At 69.1% G+C, this 17,634-nt stretch carries 12 protein-coding genes; 11 read left to right on the top strand and 1 reads right to left on the bottom strand.

Features of this window, described 5'->3' with window-relative positions; translation table 11 throughout:
- The first annotated feature begins 2 nt into the window (after positions 1-2).
- Both ACSR87_RS15565 and ACSR87_RS15570 read left to right on the top strand, forming a co-directional pair.
- The gene (locus tag ACSR87_RS15565; protein WP_498531168.1) at positions 3-386 is read left to right on the top strand and encodes a DUF3209 family protein; all 384 of its coding nucleotides are present in this window, start codon (positions 3-5) and stop codon (positions 384-386) included.
- 4 nt (positions 387-390) lie between these two features.
- Positions 391-1,629 (top strand): outer membrane protein assembly factor BamB family protein, encoded by a 1,239-nt coding sequence (locus ACSR87_RS15570; RefSeq protein ID WP_498531169.1) that lies wholly within the window; start codon positions 391-393, stop codon positions 1,627-1,629.
- Between the two features lie 35 nt (positions 1,630-1,664).
- Here the strand turns inward: ACSR87_RS15570 and ACSR87_RS15575 are convergent, their stop codons facing one another.
- The gene (locus ACSR87_RS15575; RefSeq protein WP_498531170.1) at positions 1,665-3,797 is read right to left on the bottom strand and encodes a VWA domain-containing protein; all 2,133 of its coding nucleotides are present in this window, start codon (positions 3,795-3,797) and stop codon (positions 1,665-1,667) included.
- A gap of 44 nt (positions 3,798-3,841) precedes the next feature.
- Between ACSR87_RS15575 and cobN the strand changes: the two genes are divergently transcribed.
- The 9 genes from cobN (at position 3,842) to ACSR87_RS15620 (ending at position 17,632) form a co-directional block, all read left to right on the top strand.
- Entirely contained in the window at positions 3,842-7,702 is a 3,861-nt protein-coding gene (cobN, locus tag ACSR87_RS15580; protein WP_498531171.1) for a cobaltochelatase subunit CobN, read from the top strand.
- Complete coding sequence (locus ACSR87_RS15585) at positions 7,695-8,375, top strand: precorrin-8X methylmutase (protein WP_008573100.1); 681 nt, start codon at positions 7,695-7,697, stop codon at positions 8,373-8,375. The genes cobN and ACSR87_RS15585 overlap by 8 nt, the downstream gene beginning before the upstream one ends.
- On the top strand, positions 8,368-9,156 hold the full coding sequence (locus ACSR87_RS15590; protein ID WP_498531172.1) for a cobalt-precorrin-7 (C(5))-methyltransferase: 789 nt from the start codon (positions 8,368-8,370) through the stop codon (positions 9,154-9,156). The genes ACSR87_RS15585 and ACSR87_RS15590 overlap by 8 nt, the downstream gene beginning before the upstream one ends.
- Positions 9,157-9,244: 88 nt before the next feature.
- The gene (locus ACSR87_RS15595; RefSeq protein ID WP_498531173.1) at positions 9,245-10,459 is read left to right on the top strand and encodes an ABC transporter substrate-binding protein; all 1,215 of its coding nucleotides are present in this window, start codon (positions 9,245-9,247) and stop codon (positions 10,457-10,459) included.
- Positions 10,460-10,913: 454 nt separating this feature from the next.
- A complete protein-coding gene (locus tag ACSR87_RS15600; RefSeq protein ID WP_498531174.1) occupies positions 10,914-12,293 on the top strand; it encodes a diaminobutyrate--2-oxoglutarate transaminase in 1,380 nt (459 codons plus the stop codon).
- Positions 12,290-13,846 carry a pyridoxal phosphate-dependent decarboxylase family protein gene (locus ACSR87_RS15605; protein WP_498531175.1) on the top strand — a complete coding sequence of 519 codons (1,557 nt, stop codon included), beginning with the start codon at positions 12,290-12,292 and terminating at the stop codon, positions 13,844-13,846. Before ACSR87_RS15600 ends, ACSR87_RS15605 begins: the two co-directional genes overlap by 4 nt.
- A complete protein-coding gene (locus ACSR87_RS15610; RefSeq protein WP_498531176.1) occupies positions 13,843-15,624 on the top strand; it encodes an IucA/IucC family protein in 1,782 nt (593 codons plus the stop codon). The genes ACSR87_RS15605 and ACSR87_RS15610 overlap by 4 nt, the downstream gene beginning before the upstream one ends.
- Positions 15,621-16,262 (top strand): GNAT family N-acetyltransferase, encoded by a 642-nt coding sequence (locus tag ACSR87_RS15615; RefSeq protein ID WP_498531177.1) that lies wholly within the window; start codon positions 15,621-15,623, stop codon positions 16,260-16,262. Before ACSR87_RS15610 ends, ACSR87_RS15615 begins: the two co-directional genes overlap by 4 nt.
- Positions 16,259-17,632 carry a lysine N(6)-hydroxylase/L-ornithine N(5)-oxygenase family protein gene (locus ACSR87_RS15620; protein WP_498531178.1) on the top strand — a complete coding sequence of 458 codons (1,374 nt, stop codon included), beginning with the start codon at positions 16,259-16,261 and terminating at the stop codon, positions 17,630-17,632. The genes ACSR87_RS15615 and ACSR87_RS15620 overlap by 4 nt, the downstream gene beginning before the upstream one ends.
- Positions 17,633-17,634: the final 2 nt, after the last annotated feature.

Below are 17,634 nucleotides of genomic sequence, written 5' to 3' on the forward strand. Positions count from 1 at the left end.
TCATGGCCTGTGCAGAACTCGAAGCGCTCCGACTGGCGCTGTTGAACATCACCGGAACGACCGACGAACACGCGAAGCGACACGCCGAAGCCGAACTCGAAGACTACCTCGGTGACGCCGACCCCGGCCCGATTCAGGCGCTCGCGAACGCGACCACCCTCGACGAGGCCCAGCGGCATCTCGACGCCGCGCTCGTGGACCTCGAAGAAGAGGCCACGCAAATCGACGATGACGACCCGCAATCGGGCTATCTTCGGGGACGGCTCGTCGCCGTCCGCGACGCCGAGCGGTCGCTTCGCCGCCTCCGCGAAGGCACGGACGCGCTGCTCGACGACCTCGGAGAGGCCCACCACACGCTTCACGACGCCTTCCCCGTCGAGGACTGAACCGATGCCATCGGCTCCACCCTCGGCCCGCCGCGACCTCGGGTCGGTCGACCCCGCGAGCAGTCGCCACAACTGGACGCGCTCGGCGGTCGCCGCGACCGACGACGCCGTCTTCGTCGGAACCGCGGCCGGCCGCGTCGTCGCGCTGGAATCCGCTGCCGACTCCGGGCCCGACTCCGACGACCGGTGGGAGGCGCGCGGCGACAACCCCGTCGTGTCGATGGCCGCCACCGACGACTTCCTCGTCGTCGGCGAGCGCGGCGGCGACGGACTCGTTCGCGTCCTCGACGCCGAGACGGGCGACGTGCGCTGGACGTACGCGACGACCGACGACGTGGGCACCGCGGCGAGAGATTCGCTGTTCTTCCGGCCCTACGTTGTCGACCTCGCGGTGACGGGCGACAGAGTCGTCGTCGCCGCCCGGCGGTACGAACGCGACGGCGACGAGCGAGTCTGGCGGAGCGTCGTCCTCGGGTTCGACCGCGACGGCCGGGTCGCGTGGCGCAGACGCGTCCACGCCTCGCCCATCGCGATCGCCGCCGAGGGAGACCGCGTCGCCGTCGCGTACAACCGCTGTCCGAACCCCGAACAGGACGGCCTCGTGCTCCTCGACGCCCACACCGGAGGGCGAGTCGCGTCGTGGGACCCCGGCACCGACGGCGACCGGCGGGTCGGGGACGTGGCCTTCGCGGGCGACGCGCTGGCCGTCGCCAGCCACGGCGACAAACGCGGCTACCTCCTCGATTTCGAGGGGGACGAACGGTGGCGACTCGACCTCGCCACCGAGCGCCGCGTCGGCGACGAGACCGTCTACGCCTATCCGACCCACGTCTGCGTCGCCGACGGAACCGCCGTCTTCGTCACGGGGAACACGTTCGCGGAGTCGACCCGTGACCCGGACGCGCGACATCCCGACGAACACACCGCGGTCGGCGTCTCGGTCGATGGGGGCGAGCGCCTGTGGACCCGCGACACCGGCGGGTTCGCGCGCTCGGCCGTCGCGGCCGGCTCGCGGGTGTTCGTGCCGTCCGCCCAGCACTTCCGGGAGCGAGAGGCCGAGCGCCACGGCGTCCACGCGTTCGAGTCGGCAGGAGGGCACGTCCGGACCGACAGCCTCCCCGGCATTCCGACCGCGGTCGCCGCCGGCGGGGGCGTCCTCGCGGTGGTCGAAGAGCCGGTCGAGTACCACGACGAGGGCGTCACGCGCGGAGCCTACCGACTCCGCACGCGACCGATTCGATAGAAGAAACCATGCGACACGAGACGAGCGACACCCCGCTACTGCCCGTCCGCGAAGCGCTCGGCCTCAGCGACCCGCTCGGCCGACAGGTCGGAAAGCGGGATGCGCCGCGCGCCCGTCTCGGAGACGAGGATGTCGGTCACGCCGATGCCGTCGTCGCCGGCGTCGACGACGACGACCGACGCGTCGGCGGTGGCGAGGCTCCGCGCCGCCGACCGGGTCTGTCCGGTGGGGCTGCCGTCAGCGACGGTAACCCGGCCGTCGGTGACGATGACAACGAGCGCGCTGTCGGCGTCCGAGCGGTCGATGACCCGGCGAGCGGCGTCCAACCCGGAGGGAAGCGGCGTCCGGTCGCCCGTCGGAAGCTCCTTCAGGTGCCGCGCCGCCAGCGTGACGCTGTCGGTCGGCGGGAGCAACACCTCGGCGTCGTCGCCGGCGACCGCGACGAACGCGACCTCGTCGCGTTGCTCGTAGGCGTCTTCGAGGAGCGACAGCACGGTTCCCTTCGCCTGCCGCATCGCGGCGCGCATCGACGCGCTCGCGTCCACGACGAACACGACGAGCGTCGCGGCCGACCCGCGGGAAACCGCGGTTCTGAGGTCCGACCGGGTGACGCGGGACCGACCGGCCGAGGCGGCGGCCCGGACCGACGCCGGCACGTCGATGTCGTCGGTCTCGGTCGCCGGTTCGGTTCGCACCCGCGAGCCTCGCCCCTGCCGCGACTCCCGCACCGCGGCGCGGCTGCCGTCACCCGGCGTCTCCGCGTCGAGGGCGGCGTCCTCGACCGGCGGGCGCTCGGAGTCACCGATAGCGGCCCGGCTCTGTCCGGGGAGAAGCGGCGTGGCCTCGTCGGGGCCGTCGCCGGAGTCGTCGGTATCACCGTCTTCGGAAGTTCCGTCTTCCGAATCGCCGTCCTCGGGTCCACTCTCGTCGGCTCCGCCGACTCCACCGTCTCGGTCGTCGCCGCCGGTATCGTCGCTTCCGGCGTCGGAATCGGGAGCCCCTCCCGTGGCGTCAGAGTCGTTTGCGTCGTCGGCATCGTCGTCTCCCTCGGCGCGTTCGCCGTCGTCTCCGCCGTCGCCACCGTCGCTATCGCCGTCGTCAGCACCTCCCGCATCGTCGCCGTCGTCAGCATCCTCGCCCTCATCCCGGTCTTCGTCCTCGTCGAAGTGGTCGTCGAGCACGTCGTCGAGGTCGGGGTCGTCGTCGAACGGGCGGCTCCGGAGTCGGTGGGGGAGCGCGAGCGCGGCCGCTTCGCGCACGTCGCTTTCGAGCACTTTCGTTCGGCCGTCGAGCGCCGCGAGGGTGCGGGCCGCGCGGGCGATGGCGATGTCGGCGCGGTGGCCCTCGACGCCGGCGTCGACGCAGAGTTCGGCGATGTCGCGCTTGAACTCGGTCGGGAGGGCGACCGAGTCGAGGCGGGCCGTCGCCTCGCGGAGCGCGGTTTCGAGTGCTGCGGTCTCCTCGCGGTGGGCGTCGGCGACCGTCGCCGGGTCGTCGCCGTCTCCAAGCGCCCGGTCGATAATCTCCACGCGGTCGTCGATGTCGCGGCTGCCGACGACGGTCGCCTGGAGGGCGAAGCGGTCCCGGAGTTGAGGGCGGAGGTCGCCTTCCTCGGGGTTCATCGTCCCGACGAGAGTGAACTCGGCGGGGTGTTCGACGCTCACCCCGTCGCGCTCGACGCGGTTGACGCCGCTCGCGGCCGCGTCCAAAAGCAGGTCGACGAGGTGGTCGTCGAGGAGGTTCACCTCGTCTACGTAGAGGATGCCGCGGTTCGCGCGGGCCAAGAGCCCGGGGTCGAACGACGCCTCGCCGTCGAGCGCGTCGGCAACGGAGAGCGTGCCCGCGACCCGGTCGCGGGTCGCGCCGAGCGGGAGCGTCACGAGCGGGACCGACCGGTGTTCGACCTCGTGGTCGTCGCGGGCGCGACACGAGTCGCACTGGCGGGCCGGGTCGTCCGGTTCGGGCGGGCAGCCGTACGGACAGTCCGCGACGACCGCCTGTTCGGGCAGGAGGTCCGAAAGCGCGCGGACCGCGGTCGACTTCGCGGTGCCCTTCTCGCCGCGGACGAGCAGGCCGTCGAGGTCGTCGTCGGCCCCGACGGCCAACAACGCCCGTTTCAGTTCGTCTTGGCCGACGATAGCCGAGAACGGAAGCGTCTGAGTCGTCATCGAATACGAAAACGTAGTTGCAGTAAGACAATAACACTTTATCAATGACACCGACAATCGGACTGTACACAGCGACCGAAAACGAGTTGGGCGCGGTCCAGCGGGCCGCGCGCCGACTCGACGGAATCGACCTCGTCGTCCGCTCCGCGAGCGATTTGGACGACGTGACCGACGCGGACGCCTTCGTCGACGAGTTGGAGTCGGCGACGGCGGCCGTCTTCTGGCTCCACGGGGCCGAAGACAGCATGCCCGGCTACGACCACGCGGTCGAACGACTCGAAGCCGCGGGCGTACCGCTCGTCGTCAAAGCCACCGGCGACGCCTTCGCGCGGCAGGACACGACTGTCACCGACGCGGACCGCGGGCGCGTCTGCGAGTATCTCGACCGCGGCGGCGCGGTGAACGTCGAGAACCTCTGTCGGTTCCTCGCCGCCGAGTACGCCGGCGTCGAGACCGAGGTCGACGACCCGGTCGAACTCCCGACCGAGGGCGTCTACCACCCGGACTACCCCGGCGTCGAGTACGACGAACTGCTCGACACGCACGACCCCGACAAGCCGACCATCGGCGTCTGGTTCTACGAGTCCCACTGGACGCACGCGAACACCCGATATGTGGACGCGCTCGTGGAGCGCCTCGAATCGCTCGGCGCGAACGTTCTGCCCGCGTTCTGCAACCCCGCGACCGACGAGGAGGGACAAGAAAACGCCGAGTGGGTGGCGCGAAACTGGTTTTCGGACGACGACGGTCCCGTCGTGGACGCCGTCGTCAGCTCCTTCATGTTCTCGCTGTCGATGAGCGAGCGGGGCCGCGACGCCGACGACGAGGGGTCGGCCGCCGAAGACGTGTTCCTCACCGAACTCGGCGTCCCCGTCTTACAGGCTATCACGACCATGCGCTCTCGAAGCCGGTACGAGTCGAGTGACACGGGCGTGATGGGCTTCGAACTCGCGCTGTCGGTCGCACTCCCCGAGTTCGACGGCAACGTCATCACCCACCCGATAAGCGGGAAAGAGCGGATGGAAGACGAAGCCGGCGTCGGGAGCGCGCCGAAGCAGCACTTCCCCATCGAGGACCGCGTGGACCACGTCGCCCGGCTCGCGGTCAACTGGGCGCGGCTCCGCCACCTGCCGAACGACGAGAAGAACGTCGCGGTCGTCCTCCACAACTACCCGCCGAGCGACGACGGCATCGGGACCGCCTTCGGGATGGACAGCCCCGAAAGCACGGTCAACCTCCTGTCCGAACTCCGGGAGCGGGGCTACGCCGTCGGTGACCTCCCCGCGGACGGGCAGGCGCTCATCGACGACCTCACCTCGCAGTTGACCCTCGACGACCGCTGGGTCGCCCCCGAGGACGTGCGGGACCTGAGCGTCGACGTGGTGTCGCCCGACCAGTACGCCGACTGGTTCGCTGACGCCGACGACCGCTTCCGCGACAACGTCGTCGAGGAGTGGGGCGACCCGCCCGAGCGACCCTTTGCCATTCCGGGCGTCGAGTTCGAGAACGTCCTCGTGACCGTCCAGCCCCCGCGCGGCTTCGGGATGGACCCCTCGAAGGTGTACCACGATTCGGACCTCCAGCCGCCGCACGACTACGTGGCGTTCTACGCGTGGCTCCGCGAGTCGTTCGAGGCCGACGCCGTGGTCCACCTCGGCACCCACGGGAGTCTCGAATGGCTCCCCGGCAAGACCGTCGGGCTGAACGGCGAGAGCGCGCCGGACCAACTAGTTTCTGACCTCCCGAACGTCTACCCGTACATCATCAACAACCCCGGCGAGGGGACGCAGGCCAAACGCCGGTCGTACGCGGCCATCGTGGACTACCTCACGCCGGTCATGCGCACCGCGGGAACCTACGACGACCTCGCGGACCTCGAAGAACTCGCCCGCGAGTACCGCGAGGCGGGCATGGACGAGGCCCGCCCCGAGCGCGGCGACCAACTCCGCGAACTCCTCCTCGACGCGGTCGATGACCTCGACCTCGCGGTCGAACTCGGGTTCGACGACACCGACGCAATCGACGGTGCGGATTCCGGTTCCGGCGTCGATGCCGACGCCGTCGAGTTCGACGAACTCGTCGAGCGCGTCCACGAGTACCTGACCGACGTGAAGACGACGCAGATTCGGATGGGCCTCCACACGATGGGCGAACCGCCCGAGCAGGACCGACTCGTGGAGTACCTCGTCGCGCTCACCCGACTCCCGAACGCGGACACGCCGAGCCTCCGCGAGAGCGTCGCGGGCGTCATGGGCGTCGACTACGACCGGATGCGCGACGAGCCGGGGACGTACGACGACGACCTCGGGATGTATCTCTCGGAGGCCGCAGACCGCGTCTACGACCAGTGCGTCGAACTGGTGTCGGCTCTCGCGGAACGCGACTTCGACGTGCCCGAGTCGGAGGCCGCCGCCGGCCCCGACGACGAGGTGAACATGAACCTGCTCGTGGTCGATATCGACCAACTCGGAGACGCGCGGGCCAAGCGCGGCGCGCACGACGACCTCCGCGAGGTGCTGGCGTTCATCTGCGACGAGGCGGCCCCGCGAATCGCGGCCGCCGAGGACGAGATTCCGCAGACTGCGGACGCCCTCGACGGCGAGTACGTCCGACCCGGCGGCTCCGGCGCGCCGACCCGCGGCGGGGTGGACCTGCTGCCGACCGGGCGGAACTTCTACACGCTCGACCCGCGGAAAGTCCCGGCCAAACCGGCGTGGAGCGTCGGCGAGCGCGTCGCTGAGGGTGTCCTCAACCGCCACTACGACGACCACGGCGAGTACCCCGAGGAGTTCGGAGTCGTCGCGTGGGGGACGCCGACGGTCCGAACCCGCGGCGAGACCATCGCGCAGGTGCTCGCGTTCATGGGCGTCGAACCGGTGTGGACCGACGCGGGCCGCGTCGACGACGTGGAGCCGATTCCGCTGGAGGAACTCGACCGGCCGCGAATCGACGTGACCACCCGCGTCTCGGGGCTGTTCCGCGACGCGTTCCCGCAGGCCGCGAGCGTCGTCAACGACGCCGTCGACGCGGTGGTCGAACTCGACGAACCCCACGAGCTGAACTACGTGAAAAAGCACGTCGAGGAGGATGTCGCCGAGTTCGAATCGGAGGGCGTCGACCCCGACGAGGCCGAGACACTGGCCAAACACCGCGTGTTCACGACGACGCCCGGCGGTTACGGCGCGGGGACGAACAAGGCCGTCGACGAGGGCGAGTGGGACGACCGGAGCGACCTCGCGGACGTGTTCGTCCAGTGGGGCGGCTACGCCCTCGGGAGCCGCGGGAAGGTGACCGAGGCCCACGACGCCTTCGAGCGCCGCTTGAGCGGCGTCGAGGCGACCGTGAAAATCGAAGACACCGCCGAGCAAGACGAGTTCGACTCCTCCGACTGGTACGCCTTCCACGGCGGGTTCGTCTCCGCGGTCGGTGAGATTTCCGGGAGCGACCCGGCGTCGTACGTCGGTGACTCCAGCGACCCCGACAACGTCAGCGTCTACACGAACGAGGAGAAGGTCCGCAAGGCGATGCGGGCGCGCGTCCTCAACCCCGACTGGCTCGACAGCATGGAAGAACACGGCTACAAGGGCGCGGGAGACCTCTCCACGACGGTCGACGTCGCGCTCGGCTGGGACGCGACCACGGGCGTCGTCAGCGACACGCTCTGGGAGAGTCTCGCGGACGCCTACGCCTTCGACGAGGACCGACAGGAGTGGATGCGCGACGTGAACCCGTGGGCGCTCGAAAGCATCACCGCGACGTTCCTCGAAGCCATCGACCGCGACCTGTGGGACGCCGACGACGACGTGCGAGAGCGGTTGCAGGACATCAACCTCTCGGTCGAAGGCGACCTCGAAGCGAACACGACGAACGCCATGACGCAGACCCAAACCCAATCCGATGACTGAACGAGACGCCTACGCCGACCTCGGCGCGACGACGCAGGAAGCGATGGATATCGCGGAGACGAGCATGGACATCGTCCGGACGTTCGTCCCCGACGAGACGCTGACCGACCGACTGCGACAGAAAGCCGTGCACTCGACCGGCGACATCGAGTTCCAACACCTCATCCGGTGTCAGAACGACCCGGTCGTCGCGGGCGCGAGGGCCGTCATCGACGAGCGCCCCATCGTGACCGACATCACGATGGCGAAAGCCGGCATCACCGGCCGCGGCCACGACTGCCCGGTGCGGAAGGCAATCGGCAACGGCGCCGAACTCGCCGCCGAGACCGGCATGACCCGGACCGCGGCCGCGGTGCTCGAACTCGACAAGGAGGGCGTCTACGACGGCGCTATCGCGGTCGTCGGCAACGCGCCGACCGCCGCGTTGGCGCTCTGCGACTGCATCGAAAACGGCACTCGCCCGGCGGCCGTCGTGGCGACGCCCGTCGGCTTCGTGAAGGCCGAAGAAAGCAGAAAGCGCGTCCGCGACGTAGCCGACGAGTACGGCGTGCCCGCGGTGACGAACGTCGGGAAACGCGGCGGGAGCGGTCTCGCGGCCGCGCTCACGAACGAACTGATTCACGTCGCCAGCGACGTGCGCAACGGCGACGTGGACCTCGCGGACCATGAGTGAGGACGACCCGTACGACCTCGATTCGGGGCCGGACCCCGCGACGTTCGCCGCGGCCGCGCCCGAGCAGGGCATGGATAAAGACACCGACGCACCGGTCTACGCGGTCGGCGTCGGCCCCGGCAACCCGGAGTACCTCACGCCCCGCGGGAAGCGGGCGATTCGGGAGGCCGACGTGGTCGTCGGCTTCGAGACGGTCGTCGACTTCGTCGCCGACGAGACCGACGCCGACCTGCTCACCTGCGGCTACGCCGACGAGGCCGACGCGCTGGCCGAGTTTGGGCGGCGCGTCGCGGCCGGCGACCGGGGGACGGCGGTGCTCATGGGTGACCCGAACCACTCGGGGTACCAGTTCCTCGGGAAGGTCGAGCGGGCCGTCGACCGGCCGGTGCGGGTGATTCCGGGCATCTCGTCGCTCCAGATAGCCGCGAGTCGCGCCCGGACGCCGATGGAGGATACGCGGTTCGTCACGCTCCACAAAAGCGGGTCGCTCGACGCCGACCTCGACCGATTGGCCGAGGTGGCCGGCGAGCGCCACCTGCTCGTCCTGCCGCGGCCGTTCGACTGGATGCCGGGCGACATCGCCGAGTTCCTCCTCGATGCGGGCGCGGACCCCTCGCTGGACGCGCTCGTGCTCGAACGACTGACCCACGACGACGAGCGAATCACCCGAACGACGCTCGGAAACCTGCGCGACTCGGCCGGCGGGAGCGGCCCCGACTCGACGCCGTACTCGGACCTCTCGGTGCTCGCCGTCAGAGCGCCCGTCGACGCGGCGGACTGAGCCGCCTCCTTCCCCCGTCCCGCGCGAAGGTAGTTAGGCTCGCCTAAATTCCGAAGACGTTTTAACCATTTAGGGAGGCCTAAAAGACATGGCAAACGACGGACAAAGCGGACGGGAATCGACGCGGCGCGAGTACCTCCAGTACGGCGGGGCGGTCATCGCAGGCGGCCTGCTCGCCGGCTGTACCGGCGGGGGCGGGTCGGGGACGACGACGACGGCGTCCGAGTCCGGGACGACCACGGCCGCGACGACCGAGGCGGCGACGGAGACCGAAACCGAGACAGAGACAGAGACGACGACCGAGGCGGCGGAGTCCTACTCGGTGTCGATAGAGCCGGTCGGCGAGGTCACTTTCGACTCGGTCCCCGAGACGTGGATTGCGAACAACGGCAGTTGGGCCGACATGGGCGTCGCGCTCGGGCTCGACGCGCCGGTGGGCGTTTGGCTCCCCGGCCGGTACCACACGCAGTACTACGACGAGATTCCGGACGTGAGCGTCGACAAGTCGTCCATCCGCCAGCTGTGGGGCGACAGCGGCGTCGGCAAAGAGCAGTTCTACGAGCTGAACGCGGACGTGCACATCGCCGACCCGAACTTCCTCCTGAACCGCGGCCAGTGGAGCGAGGCCGACATCGAGGAGATCAGCACGCAGGTCGGGCCGTTCTTCGGCAACAGCATCTTCTCGCGCGGCTACGCGTGGCACGAGGACTACCGCTACTACACCCTCTACGAGGCGTTCGAGAAGTTCGCGCAGGTGTTCCAGCGCGAGGACCGCTTCGAGGCGTTCGAACAGGTCCACGAGGAGTTCCAGTCGAACCTCGCGCCGGTCGTCCCCGCGCAGGGCGAGCGACCCTCGGCCGCCGTCGTCTGGGCCGGAGGCGACGAGCCAGAGGAGTTCTACCCCTACGTCATCGACGAGGGGACGAGCTTCAAGCATCTCAACGACCTGAAAGTCAACGACGCGCTCGCGACGACCGAGGTGCGGGACTTCTACAGCAACCGCGGCGCGGTCGACTTCGAGACGCTGCTTGAGGTCGACCCCGAAGTGCTCCTCGTGCGCGGACAGGAAGCCAAGACACGCGAGGAGTTCCAGAACACCGTGGTCTCGTTCATGGAAAACCACGAGGTGGCGGGCGAACTCACCGCCGTCCAGAACGACGACATCTACCGCGCCGGCGCGCTCTATCAGGGCCCCATCACGAACCTCGTCGTGACGGACCGCCTCGCGCGGACGCTGTACGACGCCGACGAACGCCTGTTCGACGCCCAGCGCGTCGCGGACATCGCCAACGGGAATCTGTAACTCGCTCCGAGCTCGCGGCCCCGCTTTCTCTCTTCGCCCAACCGTCGAGCGGTGCGTCCCGCCAGAACGCTTATCATATTTTAGGCTAGCCTAAAAACATGGCAGTGAGACAAGATGTGGGCGTGTCCCCGGTGGTCACCGCAGCGTGGCTCACCGAGGGAGAACCCCCGCTCATGGAGGTGTTCAGCCGAGCGAAAGCGAGATGAGTCAGCGGCGGGGCGGGGGGCGGACCCCGGCACGCGACCGACCACCGGCCTCGTCCGTCGAAAGAGCACCCAACTGGACCGTGGGACCGGTCGCCGCGAGTCGGCCGTCGCGGCCGACGAGCGGTTGCGCTGTCCCGAAATTTTCACTGAAAATCTGATTGCAGTAAACCTTTTGTGTTTTTAGGCCGGCCTAAATAATGCATGCTCGACAGCGATAGACTGACGACGAATCAACGGAGGGAAGCGCGATGACCGACCCGACAGCCGGCAACGAGGCGTTGCTCGAACAGCAGGCCGCCCGCGAGTCGAGCGCGCGGACCTATCCTCGGCACCTCCCGCACGCGATACGGGAGGCCTCGGGCGTCACCGTCACCGACATGGACGGCGAGGAGTACTACGACTGCCTCGCGGGGGCCGGCACGCTCGCGCTCGGACACAACCACCCGAGAGTGGTCGAGGCGATGGAACGCGTCCTCGCGGAGGACCGCCCGCTCCACACCCTCGACATCACGACGCCCGTCAAAGAGCGGTTCGTCGACACGCTGTTCGACAGCCTCCCCGACGAGTTCGCTGACAGCGCGCGGGTGCAGTTTTGTAGCCCCGCCGGGACCGACGCCGTCGAGGCCGCGCTCAAACTCGTCAAAACCGCGACGGGCAACCGGAGCGTTCTCGGGTTCCAGGGCGGCTACCACGGCATGACCAACGGCGCGCTGAGCCTGATGGGCGACACCGACCCGAAGGAGGACGTGCCCGGCCTGATGCCCGACGTACACCACCTTCCGTATCCGTACGAGTATCGGTGTCCGTTCGGCGTCGGCGGCGACGAGTGCCACGAACTCGCCGCCCGGTACGTCGAACGCACGCTCGACGACCCCGAAAGCGGCATCACCGAGCCCGCGGGGATGGTGGTCGAACTCGTGCAGGGCGAGGGCGGCGCGATTCCCGCGCCCGACGACTGGACCCGCGAGATTCGGCGGATGACCCGCGAGCGCGACATCCCGCTGGTCGTCGACGAGATTCAGACCGGTCTCGGCCGGACCGGCGAGCTGTACGCCTTCGAGCACGCCGACATCGTCCCGGACGCGGTCACGCTCTCGAAGGCCATCGGCGGGTCGCTCCCGCTTTCGGTCGTCGTCTACGACGAGTCGCTCGACGTCTGGGAACCGGGCGCGCACGCCGGCACCTTCCGGGGGAACCAGCTGGCGATGGCCGCCGGCATCGCCACCATCGAGCATGTGCTCGAACACGACCTCGACGACCACGCCGCGCGCATGGGCGAGCGGCTCCGTGGTCACCTCGACGCGACCGAGCGCGCCCACGACGCCGTCGGAGACGTGCGCGGTCGCGGGCTGATGCTCGGCGTCGAACTCGTCGACCCCGCGGGTGAACCCGACGCCTGCGGGCGCTACCCGGCGCATCCGGACCTCGCTGACGCCGTCCGCGAGGCGTGTTTCGACCGCGGTCTCATCGTCGAACTCGGCGGCCGCCACGGGAGCGTCGTCCGGTTCCTCCCGCCGCTCGTCGTCAGTCCGAGCGACGTGGACGCCATCGGGAGCATCTTCGCGGACGCCGTGGAAGCCGCAATCGAGGACGTCGACGCCGACGGCCGCCGGGAGGTCGCCGCATGAACGGCGTCGGCGATGTCGACGGCGTCGGCGAGCGCCGCGACCCGCGACCGGACGCCGCGAAGTGGTTCCTGAGCGGCGACGACGACGACCGGGCGCGCTACCGCGACGCGATGCGGCGGGCGTGCGACCTCGTCCTCGACGAGTTCGCCGCGGAGGCGACGCCGTACTCGGGGGCGACGCCCGAAGAACTCGACGACGCGCTCGCTCGGTTCGAGATGCTGCCCCACGAGGGCGACGGCGTGGCCGCGGCGCTCGACCGTACCGAGCCGATTCTGCGAAACTCGGTCGGCGTCTCCGACCCGACCTGCATCGCGCACCTCCAGTGTCCGCCGACGATTCCGGCGCTCGCGGCCGAGGTGCTCCTGACGGCGACGAACCAGTCGATGGACTCGTGGGACCAGAGCCCCGCCGCGACGCAGCTCGAACGGCGGTTCGTCGGGGAGTTGTGCGACCTGTTCGGCTACGAAGACGGCGACGGCGTGTTCACGAGCGGCGGCACGCAGTCGAACTTCGTCGGCCTGCTCCTCGCCCGCAACAAGGTCGTTTTGGAGGAGTACGGCGTCGACGTCCAGCGCGAGGGGCTGCCGCCGGAGGCGCGGGACCTGCGTATCCTCTGTTCGGCCGACGCCCACTTCACCGCCACGCAGGCCGCTTCGCACCTCGGCCTCGGTGAGAACGCCGTCGTCACCGTCCCGACCGACGACGACCGCCGCCTGTCGATGGCGGCGTTCGACGAGACGGTGGCGTCCCTCCGCGAGCGCGGCAAACGCCCGTTCGCAATCGTCGCCACCGCGGGGACGACGGACTTCGGCAGCATCGACCCGTTAGGCCCGCTGGCCGACCGCGCGGCCGAGCTCGACTGCTGGTACCACGTCGACGCCGCGTGGGGCGGCGCGCTCGCCCTGAGCGACGACCACGCCGACAAACTCGCCGGTATCGAGGCCGCGGACTCCGTCGCAGTGGACTTCCACAAGCTGTTCTACCAGCCGATTAGCTGCGGCGCGGTGCTCGTCCGCGACGCGTCGGCGTACGACCTCATCGACCGCAACGCAGCCTATCTGAACCCGGAGCGCGACGACGACGCGGGCGTGCCGAACCTCGTCTCGAAGTCGGTCCAGACCACCCGGCGGTTCGACGCGCTCAAACCCTTCGTGACGATGCAGGCGCTCGGCCGCGAGGGGTTGGCGTCGATGGTCGAGTACACCATCGACCTCGCCGACGACGCCGCGAGGCTCGTCGCGGCCGACCCCGACCTGCGGCTCGTCCACGACTCCGACCTGAACGTCGTCGTCTTCCGGTACGTCCCCGACCGGGAGCAGGGGGACGACCCGGCCGGCGGTTCGAGCGCCGACGACCTGAACGAGGCCATCCGCGACTCCCTCCTCGACGACGGCGAGGCCGTGGTGGCCCGCACCACCGTCGACGGCGAGACGTGCCTGAAGCTGACGCTCCTGAACCCCCGAACGACGCGCGAGGACCTCCGAGACCTCCTGCGCGAGATTTCGGCCCGCGGAACCGCTCTCGAACCGACGACCGACGACCGATACGCATGAATCCGAACGACACAGCCGAGTCAGCGACGATACACAGCTTCCTGAACTGCTACCTCCGGGAGACCGGCGACTACGCCGTCGTCCCAGCCGGGGACGTGCCGGTCGAGGCGGACGCCGAGGTAGTCGTCCACGCGCCGCTCTCTCAGCAGGGCGTGGACCTCTACGTCCCGCTTTCGTACCGCTCGCCGACGGGTCGCCACCAGTTCGACCTGCCCGGCGTCTACCGACTCCCTCACGGCGAGACGCTTCCCCTCGACTACACGGTGCTCGTGACCCTCGTCACGACCGAACTCAGACTCGACCGCGACGACACCGGCGCGGCCGACGAACTGCTCCTGCGGGTCGTCAAGAGCTGCCAGAACATCGAGCGGTTCGTCGAGGCCCGGCGCGGCGACGAGGAGCGACTGTACGGCTTCGACACCACCTTCCGCGACGCCGAACAGTCGCTCGTCTTCGGCCACCCGCTCCACCCGACGCCGAAGAGCAGACAGGGAATCCCGGCCCACGAGTCGCGGAGCTACGCGCCCGAACTCCGGGGGTCGTTCCCGCTCGCGTACTTCAGCGCCGACCCCGAGTTCGTCTCGCAGGACTCCACTCGCGAGGAGTCGGCGGCCGAGTGGGTCAAGTCGGCCCTCCGCGCGGACGACTCGGTCCCCGAGTCGTTCGTCACCGAACACGTCGAGGGCGACGAGGTGTTGCTTCCCGTCCACCCGTGGCAGGCGGACTACCTCCGCTCGCAACCCGAGGTGCGGGCGCACCTCGGCGACGGCCTCGAATACGTCGGCCAAGTCGGCCGGGAGTTCTACCCCACCTCGTCGGTGCGGACGCTGTACGCCCCGGACGCGCCGTTCATGGTCAAGGGGTCGCTGAACGTCAAAATCACCAACTCCGAGCGGACGAACAAGCGCCCGGAACTGGAGCGCGGCGTCGCCATCACGGAACTGCTGGACACCGAACTCGGCGGCGACCTCGAATCCCGCTTCCCGGCGTTCGACATCGTCCGCGACCCGGCGTATCTGACGGTCGACCTCGACGACGGCGAGTCCGGCTTCGAGACGGTCCTGCGCGAGAACCCCTTCCGCGGCAACGCGGCGGCGAACGCGACGCCCGTGGTCGGCCTCTGTCAGGACCACCTCGGAGACGGGTCGTCGCGGCTGGCGACGCTCGTGGAGGGCATCGCCGACCACGAGGGACGGGCCACTCCGGCGGTCGCAGAAGACTGGTTCAGACAGTATCTCGAACTGTCGGTGCGGCCGGTGTTGTGGCTCTATCTCGAACGCGGGCTAGGCGTCGAAGCCCACCAGCAGAACAGCGTGCTGACCCTCGACGGCGGCTATCCCGAGACGTTCCGCTACCGCGACAATCAGGGCTACTACCTCCCCGAGTCGATGTACGACGAGGTGGACGCGCTCCTGCCCGGCATCGGCGAGCGCGCCGACACGGTCTGTCCGGACGCCGTCGCCGACGAGCGCATCCGGTACTACGTCGTCATCAACAACGTCTTCGGCCTCGTCAACGCCTTCGGGACGGCCGGACTGGTGGACGAGCGACGCCTCCTGAGCGTCCTCCGCGACGAACTCGAATCGCTTCGTCGGTACGACCGGCCGTCGTCGTCGCTGCTCGACGACCTCCTCACCAACCCGACGATTCCGTGCAAGGCGAACCTGCTCACGCGGTTCCACGACATGGACGAACTGGAGGGGTCGCTGGCGAACCAGTCGGTGTACGCCGACATCGACAACCCGCTCGTCACGGAACTGGAGGTGCCAGCGCCATGACCGACGCACCGGCGACCGCGACCGCGAACGCGGCGACTGCCGACGCGGGCCGCGAGTACGCCTACCGCGTCCGCGACGAGTCCATCGACCGGACCATCGCCTTCGCGGAAGTCGACCCGGCGCTGGACGGCGACCGCCTCCACGCGTGGCTCGGCTCGGACCACGTGAAGCCGTACTGGCAACTCGACCTTCCGAAGCCGGCGTTTCGGGCGAAACTCGACGAGAAGCTGACCGATGACCATCTCACCCCGTACGTCGGCCTGCTCGATCACACGCCGATGAGCTACTGGGAGACGTACCGCGCGGCCGACGACGTGGTCGCAGACTGCTACGACGCCGCCCCCGAAGACCGCGGGGTCCACCTGCTCATCGGGCCGCCGGAGTATCTCGGACACGGCTACTCGATACCGCTCTTGCGGGCGATTACGGCGTTTCAGTTCCGCGCGACCGACGCGACTCGCGTCGTCAGCGAACCGGACGTGCGAAACGAGCGGGTCATCCACGTCTTCGAGCGATGCGGCTACGAGCCGCAGCGACGCATCGACCTCCCGGACAAGGAGGCCCTGCTGATGCACTGCGAGCGCGACCGGTTCTTCGACACGGTGGCCGAGAATGCGGAGACGGAGGTGGGCCGATGAGCGAGCCCCGCGTCCACGACGTGGTCGGAATCGGTCTCGGCCCGTTCAATCTCGGGCTGGCGGCCCTGCTCGACGGCGCGCCCGAGGACGTGGACGCGGCGTTCCTCGAACGGGACGCCGAGTTCGCGTGGCACGAAGGGATGCTCATCGAGGGGACGACCCTCGAAGTCCCGTTCCTCGCGGACCTCGTGACGCTGGCCGACCCGACGAACCCCCACAGCTACCTCAACTACCTGCGGGAGACCGGCCGCATCTACGAGTTCTACTTCTACGAGACGTTCCAGATTCCCCGGCGGGAGTACAACGACTACCTCCGGTGGGTGGTCGACCGACTCGACGCCTGCCGGTTCGAACGCGAAGTGACCGAGGTTCGCTGGGACGACCGCGAGGAGTGGTACGCGGTCACCGCGCGGAATCCGGACACCGGCGACCGCTTCGAGTATCGCGCCGAGAACCTCGCGCTCGGCATCGGCTCCCGGCCGCATGTTCCCGAACACCTCCGTGGACACCCGACCGAAGACGTGTTCCACACGGCGCGGTATCGTGGTTCCCGCGAGCGCGTCGTGGAGGCGGACACGGTCACCGTCGTCGGGTCCGGGCAGAGCGCCGCCGAGGTGTTTCAGGACCTCCTGGAGCGCCAGCCCGACCACGGCTACCGGCTCGATTGGCTGACTCGCTCTGACGGGTTTTTCCCCATGGAGTACTCGAAGCTCGGCCTCCAGCACTTCACCCCCGAGTACGAGCGGTACGTCTACGACCTGCCGCAGGCGGTGAAAGACGACCTCATCCCGAATCAGGACCTACTGTACAAGGGCATCGACCCGGAGACGAGCGCCGAGATTTACGACCTGCTCTACCGGCGCTCTGTCGGTGGCCGCGACCCCGACGTGGGGCTGTTTGCGATGACCGAAGTCCGCGACATCGAGGCCGTCAACGACGCGTACGCCCTCGACTGTCACCAGTGGCAGGCCGAGGAGTCGTTCGTCCACGAGAGCGAGGTCGTGATTCTCGGGACGGGCTACGAGCGACCGATTCCAGCGTTCCTCGAACCGCTGGAAGACGCCATCGACTGGGACGAACAGGACCGGTTCGGCGTGACCGAAGACCACCGGCTCGCGGTCGACGCGCCGGGTGACGTGTTCCTCCAGAACGCCGAGGTCCACACCCACGGCGTCGGAGTTCCGGACCTCGGGCTCGGGTGCTACCGGAACGCGAAGTTCGTCAACCGACTCGTCGGCCGCGAGGTGTATCCCGACGACGTCGACACCGTCTTTCAGGACTTCTCGGTGGCGCAGTTCCTCGACCACGCACCGAACGCTTCCCGCGCCGAGGGAGGCGAGACACCACCCACGCCGACGCAGGACGACTAACG

The organism is Haloferax sp. SDI50 (assembly GCF_059802635.1).

What these genes read in the sequence shown, in the direction of transcription:
- ACSR87_RS15575 (WP_498531170.1), bottom strand. Translation starts at nt 3,797, where the DNA reads ATGACGACTCAGACGCTTCCGTTCTCGGCTATCGTCGGCCAAGACGAA.
- ACSR87_RS15570 (WP_498531169.1), top strand. Translation starts at nt 391, where the DNA reads ATGCCATCGGCTCCACCCTCGGCCCGCCGCGACCTCGGGTCGGTCGAC.
- ACSR87_RS15620 (WP_498531178.1), top strand. Translation starts at nt 16,259, where the DNA reads ATGAGCGAGCCCCGCGTCCACGACGTGGTCGGAATCGGTCTCGGCCCG.
- ACSR87_RS15605 (WP_498531175.1), top strand. Translation starts at nt 12,290, where the DNA reads ATGAACGGCGTCGGCGATGTCGACGGCGTCGGCGAGCGCCGCGACCCG.
- ACSR87_RS15585 (WP_008573100.1), top strand. Translation starts at nt 7,695, where the DNA reads ATGACTGAACGAGACGCCTACGCCGACCTCGGCGCGACGACGCAGGAA.
- ACSR87_RS15565 (WP_498531168.1), top strand. Translation starts at nt 3, where the DNA reads ATGGCCTGTGCAGAACTCGAAGCGCTCCGACTGGCGCTGTTGAACATC.
- ACSR87_RS15615 (WP_498531177.1), top strand. Translation starts at nt 15,621, where the DNA reads ATGACCGACGCACCGGCGACCGCGACCGCGAACGCGGCGACTGCCGAC.
- ACSR87_RS15610 (WP_498531176.1), top strand. Translation starts at nt 13,843, where the DNA reads ATGAATCCGAACGACACAGCCGAGTCAGCGACGATACACAGCTTCCTG.
- ACSR87_RS15590 (WP_498531172.1), top strand. Translation starts at nt 8,368, where the DNA reads ATGAGTGAGGACGACCCGTACGACCTCGATTCGGGGCCGGACCCCGCG.
- ACSR87_RS15595 (WP_498531173.1), top strand. Translation starts at nt 9,245, where the DNA reads ATGGCAAACGACGGACAAAGCGGACGGGAATCGACGCGGCGCGAGTAC.
- ACSR87_RS15600 (WP_498531174.1), top strand. Translation starts at nt 10,914, where the DNA reads ATGACCGACCCGACAGCCGGCAACGAGGCGTTGCTCGAACAGCAGGCC.
- cobN (WP_498531171.1), top strand. Translation starts at nt 3,842, where the DNA reads ATGACACCGACAATCGGACTGTACACAGCGACCGAAAACGAGTTGGGC.